A 6,571-nucleotide genomic window follows, 5' to 3' on the forward strand; every position below is an offset into this window, starting at 1 on the left:
GGCGCACGCCGCGGGCGGCTGGCCCCTCCCGCGCGGGGGCTCCGGCGCGCTCGTCGCGGCGCTGCGCCAGGACCTCGAGGCCCACGACGGCACGATCCGCACCGACCACCGGGTGCGCCGGTTCGCCGACCTCCCACCCGCGCACTGCTACGTCTTCGACACCACCCCGCGGACGCTGGTCGACGTGCTGGGCGACCGGCTCCCCACCCGGGCCAGGACCGCGCTGGAGGCGTTCCGGTACGGCAACGCGGCCGCGAAGGTGGACTTCGTCCTCGACGGGCCGGTGCCGTGGACGGTGCCGGAGGTCGGGCTGGCGGGGACCGTGCACGTGGGGGGCACGCGGGCGGAGATGGCGCAGGCGGAGGGCGCGGTCGTCCACGGCGAGCACGCCGACCTGCCGATGACGCTGGTCAGCGACCCGACCGTGGTGGACGGGACCCGGCTGGTCGACGGTCGGCGCCCGCTGTGGACCTACGCGCACGTGCCCGCGGGGTCGGACGTGGACGTGACCGAGGCGGTGACCCGGCACATCGAGCGGTACGCGCCCGGGTTCCGCGACGTCGTCGTCACGTCCCGGTGCACCCCGGCGTCGCGGATGAGCGAGCACAACCAGAACTACGTGGACGGCGACATCTCCGCGGGCGCCGCGAGCATCCGCCAGCTGTTCGCGCGGCCGACCCGGCGGTGGGACCCGTACTCCTCCGGCCGCGACGGCGTGTACCTGTGCTCGGCGTCGACCCCGCCCGGGCCGGGCGTGCACGGCCTCGGCGGCTGGTACGCGGCGAAGCGGGTGCTGCGGGAGTTCGGGATCACCCGGCTACCGAGCGTGGCACCGGAGCTCAGTCGAGCGGGTTCAGGTCCGGCTTCGAGTCCACGCGCGCGGTGAACCGGGCGGTCCCGCGGGTGGCCAGCACGCGGGCCATCGCGACGAGCGCGCCGGTGAGCGCGGCGGCCGCGACGACCTCGGAGAGCCCGGCGTCGCCCTGGTCGTCGGCCTTCGGCGGCTTGTGACCGGTCTTGGCCTTCCACGCCTGCGCGAGCACCTGCTGGACCACGAACGCGGCGGCCAGGGCCGCGCCGGTGCCGATGAGCTTGGCGACGAGGGACTGGGTCTGCTTGTCGTCCACGAGTGAGCCTCCGAGGTGGGTGACGGTCTGGTCACGACCGTAGTCGGGCGCGAGCGTTCGCGCTGCTCCAGACGGCGTAGGATCTCGGGCGAACGACAGGGGAGCGTCGGACCCAACGGTCTGGACGCTGAGAGTGCGGAGAACCGCAGACCCTCGAACCTGATCCGGTTGATACCGGCGTAGGGAGTCGGGCTTCTCAGTCCTCGTGATCGGCCACCCGGCTGATCGCGGCGACCCCCTCCTTTTGCTATCGAGGAGGAGCATCACCCATGGCGAGGATCCACTCGCTCCTTGTTCTCGCCGCTGTCGCGGCTCTGGCCGGCTGCTCGGCCATCGGGTCCGACGAGCCGAGCCCCAGCGCGTCCGGCGGGACCGTCACCCTCGTCACGCACGACTCGTTCGCGCTCTCGGACGGCATCCTCGCCGACTTCGAGGAGCAGACCGGGCTGACCGTCGACGTGGTCCAGCCGGGCGACGGCGGCACGCTGGTCAACCAGCTCGTGCTCACCAAGGACGCACCGCTGGGCGACATCGTGTTCGGCATCGACAACACGTTCGCGTCCCGAGCCGTCGACGAGGGCGTCGTCGCGCCCACGACCACCGACGCCGAGGGCGTGTTCGAGGACGCGCTGGTCCCGATCGACTACGGCGACGTGTGCATCAACGTGGACCACTCCTGGTTCGCCGCGAAGGGACTGGCCGAGCCGGTGACCCTCGAGGACCTGGCCAAGCCGGAGTACAAGGACCTGCTCGTGGTCCCCAACGCGGTGACGTCGTCGCCCGGGCTCGCGTTCCTGCTGGCCACCGTCGGGGCGTTCGGTGCGGACGGCTGGCAGGAATACTGGTCGGCGCTCCGGGACAACGGGGTCAAGGTGGCCGACGGCTGGTCCGACGCCTACTACACGGACTTCTCCGGCGGGGGCGCCGACGGCCCGCGGCCGATCGTCCTGTCCTACGCGTCGTCGCCGCCGTACACCGTGCCCGAGGGTGGGACGGCGCCGACCACCGGTGCGCTGCTGGACACCTGCTTCCGGCAGACCGAGTACGCGGGCGTGCTGGCCGGCGCGGCCAACCCGACGGGTGCGCAGCAGCTGCTCGACTTCCTGCGCACCGACGAGGTCCAGAACGACATCCCGCTGTCCATGTACATGTACCCCGCGAGCCCGACCGCGACGCTCCCCGAGGAGTGGGCGGCATTCGCACCGCTGGCCACCGACCCGTTCGACGTCGACCCGGCCGAGATCACCGAGAACCGTGAGGCGTGGCTGACCGAGTGGTCGGACACGGTGATCGGCTGACCGCGATGACCCTGACGCTCGACCGTCCCGACGCCCCCTCCGCGGTGGGGTCGGGACGGTCGCGCGTCGTCGCGTTCTGGGCGCTGGCGGTCGCGGTGCCGCTCGTGTTCCTCGGGCTGTTCTTCGCGTGGCCCGTGGTCGAGATGATCGCAAAGGGGTTCGTCGTCGACGGGCGCCTGGACCTCAGCGGGTTCGCGGACGTGTTCTCTCGCCCGCGGACCTGGCGGATCATCGGGCTGACGGTCGCGCAGGCGTCCTTGGGGACCCTGCTGTCGGTCGCGCTCGGCGTGCCCGGCGCGTACGTGCTCTACCGGCACACGTTCCGCGGTCGTGCCCTGGTGCGGGCGTTCGTGACCGTGCCGTTCGTCCTGCCGACCGTCGTGGTCGGTGTCGCGTTCCGGTCGCTGCTGGTCAGCGGCGGGCCGCTCGGCTTCCTGCACCTGGACGGCACGTTCGTCGCCATCGTCGCCGCCCTCGTGTTCTTCAACTACGCGGTCGTCGTGCGCGCGGTCGGCGGGCTCTGGGAGCGGCTGGACCCCCGGGCCGAGCAGGCGGCGCGCGCGCTGGGCGCCTCGCCGTGGCGGGCGTTCCGGACCGTGACGCTCCCCGCGCTCACCCCCGCGATCGCGTCCGCCGCCTCCCTGACCTTCCTCTACTGCGCGACCGCGTTCGGCACCGTGCTGGTGCTCGGCGGGCTGCAGTTCGGCACCATCGAGACCGAGATCTGGGTGCAGACGACGCAGTTCCTCGACCTGCGGGCCGCGGCCGTGCTGTCGGTCGTGCAGCTGGTGGTCGTCGCCGTCGCGCTGACGCTCGCCGGCCGGGCGCGGTCGCGGCGCGAGCGGGCGCTGGCGCTCACCCATCCGGAGGCGTCGGTGCGTCCGCTGCGGCTGCGTCGGCCCATGGGCATGCCGGCCGGCGACGGGCACGCGCTGACCCTCGTCGCGACCGCGGTCACGGCGCTGGTCGTCCTGCTGCTCGCCCTCCCGCTGGTCAACCTCGTGGTCCGGTCGCTGCGGACCGACGCCGGCTGGGGGCTGGACCACTACACCGCGCTCGGCACCACCGGCGGGGCGCTGACGGTGACCGTCTGGCAGGCCACGCTGAACTCGCTGCGGGTCGCGCTGGACGCCACGGTGATCGCCCTCGTGGTCGGCGGGCTGGTCGCGCTCGTCGTGTCGCGACGACCGCGCCGAGCGATCGGGCGGCGCGCGGTGGTCGGCCTGGACGCGCTGTTCATGCTCCCCCTCGGGGTGTCCGCCGTGACCGTCGGGTTCGGGTTCCTGCTGTCGATGCACCACCCGTTCGGGCTGCCGGTGGACCTGCGGACCAGCCCGCTGCTGGTGYCGGTCGCGCAGGCGGTCGTCGCCGTGCCCCTGGTCGTGCGGACGGTCCTGCCTGTGCTCCGGGCCATCGACCCCCGGCTGCGCGAGGCGGCCGCCACCCTCGGCGCCGCGCCCGGTCGGGTGCTGCGGACGGTCGACCTGTCGATCGCCACCCGGTCCCTCGGCCTCGCGATCGGGTTCGCGTTCGCCGCCTCGCTGGGGGAGTTCGGCGCCACGTCCTTCCTCGCCCGCCCGGACAGGCCGACGCTGCCGGTGGTGATCTTCCGGCTCATCGGGCGGCCGGGCCCCGAGTCGTACGGCATGGCGCTCGCCGCGTCCGTGGTGCTCGCGCTGCTCACGGCGGGGATCGTGGCACTCTGCGAACGGCTGCGCGCGCCCGGCGCGGGAGGTGAGTGGTGGTGAACGGTCTGACCCTGCGGGACGTCGTCGTCCGGTACGGCACGGTCGCCGCGGTCGACGGGGTGTCGCTCGACGTGCCGACGGGCTCGGTCGTCGCCCTGCTCGGGCCGTCCGGCTGCGGGAAGTCGTCACTGCTGCGCGCGGTCGCGGGGCTCGAGCCGCTCGCCGGCGGCACGGTCGCGTGGGACGGCGTCTCTGTCGCGGGGCTGCCCGTGCACCGGCGCGGGTTCGGGCTGATGTTCCAGGACGGGCAGCTCTTCGCGCACCGGACCGTCGGCGGGAACGTCGCGTACGGCCTGCCGGCGCGGTCCGCAGAGCGCGTGGCGGAGCTGCTCGAGCTCGTCGGCCTGGGCGGCTACGAGTCCCGCGGTGTCGCGACCCTGTCGGGCGGGGAACGGCAGCGGGTTGCCCTTGCTCGCGCCCTCGCGCCCGCCCCGCGGCTGCTCCTGCTCGACGAGCCGCTGTCCGCCCTCGACCGCGCCCTGCGCGAGCGCCTCGCCGTCGACCTGCGGGCGGCCCTCGTCGCCACCGGCACCACCGCCGTGTTCGTCACGCACGACCAGGACGAGGCCTTCGCGGTCGCCGACCGGGTGGCCGTCATGTCGGCCGGGAAGCTGCTCCAGGTCGACGCGCCCGCGGACCTCTGGAGCCGGCCGGCCTCGCGCGAGGTCGCGTCGTTCCTCGGCTACGAGGCGTTCGTCCCGCTGGACAGCCCCGCCGCGGCGCCCCTGCGCGAGGCCGTCGGTGCCCCGGCGTCGTCGGCGACGCTGGCGCTGGCGGAGGGTGCGTTCGTCGTCGGACGGTCCGGCGTGGCCAAGGGGACGGTCCGCGGCGTCTCGTCGCGCCGCGGCCGGTCGGAGGTCCGGGTCGAGGTCGACGGCATCGGCGTGGTCACCGCGCTGGGGCCCGTCGGTGGTCGGTGGTCGGCGGGGGACGTCGTGGAGCTGGGCGTCGAGCCGGACGCGATGGCGGTCCTCGACGACTGATCGCGGTTGTGGTCGCGTCGGGCTACGGTCGGAGTGTCCGGTCTGGTGGCGAGCACCGAGGTGATGGCGATGACGCTGGAGCTCCGTGAGGTCGTGTCGGTCGACATCCCCCTGTCGCTGGGGAAGGTCTGGCCGTACCTGCGGGATCCGGCGCTGGTACGCCGCTGGTACGGGTGGGACCACCCGGGACTCGACGCCGAGATCCGGCAGCTGTTCGTCGACGGCGCCCTCGAGTCCCAGGACGTCATCGGCGACGAGACCATCCACGCGCTCACCCTGCCGACGCACGACAGGCTCACCTTGCGCACCGCCGCGCACCAGCCGCACCGCACGCACGTGACCGTCACGCGGCGCAGCCACCAGGGCCTCGCCCTCTTCGACGGGGTGCGCGACGAGATCGACGAGGGCTGGATCGCGTTCGCGCACCAGCTGCAGTTCGCGCTCACCATCCACCCCGACCAGGACCGTCGGACCCTGAGCGTCTTCGGCCTCGACGCGGGCGAGCGGGGGAACCGGCTGCTCGACCGGGCCGGCCTGATGGGGATCCACGGGGTGCCCGTCGGCGGTCACGTCCAGGCCCGGCGTCCCGACGGGACCCTGCTCGGCGGCACCCTGATCTACCGGACGCCCCTGCAGGTCGGCCTGCGGCTGCACGGGATCACCGAGTCGTTCCTGGTGGTGATGGAGACGCCCGCAGGCAGCTCCCCGCCCCACGGCAGCGTCGACGCGATCCTGTCCACCTACGGGCTCGACGACGCCACGCTCGCCGAGGTGGAGCAGCGCTGGTCCGGCTGGTGGCAGCAGTCGGTGCCGCACTCTCAGACCAGCACTGCCCACGTCAGCTCAGCTTGAGCTGCCACTCCCCGGAGCCACCGGCCGGCCGGAACCCGAGCGCCACGTTGATGCCGAGCATGTAGGAGTTCTCCTCGGCGTTCCACGTGCCGACGCGCCGGACCGACGGCCGCTCCGCCGCGAGCCGCTGCAGGTTGGCCGTCTTGWCGAGCATCCCGAGGCGCTTCCCGCGGTGCTCCTTGAGCACGAGGGTGTCGTCCTGGTGCACGAACTCGTCGCTGTTCGGGACCGCCATGAAGCAGGTGAACGCCGCGAGCGTGTGCGTCGGGACGTGCTCGGCGGCGAGCACCAGCAGCTCCAGCCCGCGCTCGTCGTACTGCCTCTCGTAGGTGCGGATCCGCTCCGCGTCCCAGACGTCCTCCTCGAGGTCGAGCCCACCCAGCGGCGCGTCCGTGCTCATCCGCGTGTTCAGCAGCGCGTACGAGTCGATCCACTCCTCCGGCACGTGGCTCTGCCAGGTCACCAGGCGGTAGTCGGGGCCGGCGTGCGCCTCCGCCTCCGCGCGCTGCTTCGCCATGAGGTCCGGGTCGAAGGGCAGGTCGAACACCGAGTACCGCTCGACC

At 73.5% G+C, this 6,571-nt stretch carries 6 protein-coding genes, 1 pseudogene and 1 riboswitch; of the genes and pseudogenes, 5 read left to right on the forward strand and 2 right to left on the reverse strand.

Going from position 1 to position 6,571, the window contains the following annotated elements; translation table 11 throughout:
* Window positions 1-886: phytoene desaturase family protein (locus AC1DUQ_RS14960; protein ID WP_477074056.1), on the forward strand; the 886-nt coding region annotated here is incomplete at its 5' end.
* Here AC1DUQ_RS14960 and AC1DUQ_RS14965 read toward each other — a convergent pair.
* Complete coding sequence (locus AC1DUQ_RS14965; protein WP_056087069.1) at window positions 840-1,127, reverse strand: DUF4235 domain-containing protein; 288 nt, start codon at window positions 1,125-1,127, stop codon at window positions 840-842. The two genes, AC1DUQ_RS14960 and AC1DUQ_RS14965, sit on opposite strands and share 47 nt — an antisense overlap.
* An 87-nt stretch (window positions 1,128-1,214) precedes the next feature.
* Window positions 1,215-1,330: riboswitch (TPP riboswitch) on the forward strand.
* 66 nt (window positions 1,331-1,396) lie between these two features.
* Between AC1DUQ_RS14965 and AC1DUQ_RS14970 the strand changes: the two genes are divergently transcribed.
* The 4 genes from AC1DUQ_RS14970 (at window position 1,397) to AC1DUQ_RS14985 (ending at window position 6,008) form a co-directional block, all read left to right on the forward strand.
* Window positions 1,397-2,425 (forward strand): thiamine ABC transporter substrate-binding protein, encoded by a 1,029-nt coding sequence (locus AC1DUQ_RS14970; RefSeq protein WP_477062565.1) that lies wholly within the window; start codon window positions 1,397-1,399, stop codon window positions 2,423-2,425.
* A gap of 5 nt (window positions 2,426-2,430) precedes the next feature.
* A complete protein-coding gene (locus AC1DUQ_RS14975) occupies window positions 2,431-4,173 on the forward strand; it encodes an ABC transporter permease (protein ID WP_477074057.1) in 1,743 nt (580 codons plus the stop codon).
* On the forward strand, window positions 4,164-5,156 hold the full coding sequence (locus AC1DUQ_RS14980; RefSeq protein ID WP_477074058.1) for an ABC transporter ATP-binding protein: 993 nt from the start codon (window positions 4,164-4,166) through the stop codon (window positions 5,154-5,156). The genes AC1DUQ_RS14975 and AC1DUQ_RS14980 overlap by 10 nt, the downstream gene beginning before the upstream one ends.
* A gap of 69 nt (window positions 5,157-5,225) precedes the next feature.
* Window positions 5,226-6,008, forward strand: a complete 783-nt coding sequence (locus AC1DUQ_RS14985; RefSeq protein ID WP_477074059.1) for a hypothetical protein — start codon at window positions 5,226-5,228, stop codon at window positions 6,006-6,008.
* Here AC1DUQ_RS14985 and AC1DUQ_RS14990 read toward each other — a convergent pair.
* Window positions 5,995-6,571, reverse strand: a pseudogene (locus tag AC1DUQ_RS14990) (GNAT family N-acetyltransferase); the annotation flags it as partial. The gene AC1DUQ_RS14985 and the pseudogene AC1DUQ_RS14990 sit on opposite strands and share 14 nt — an antisense overlap.

This window comes from Cellulomonas sp. P4_B5_2, from assembly GCF_056402235.1.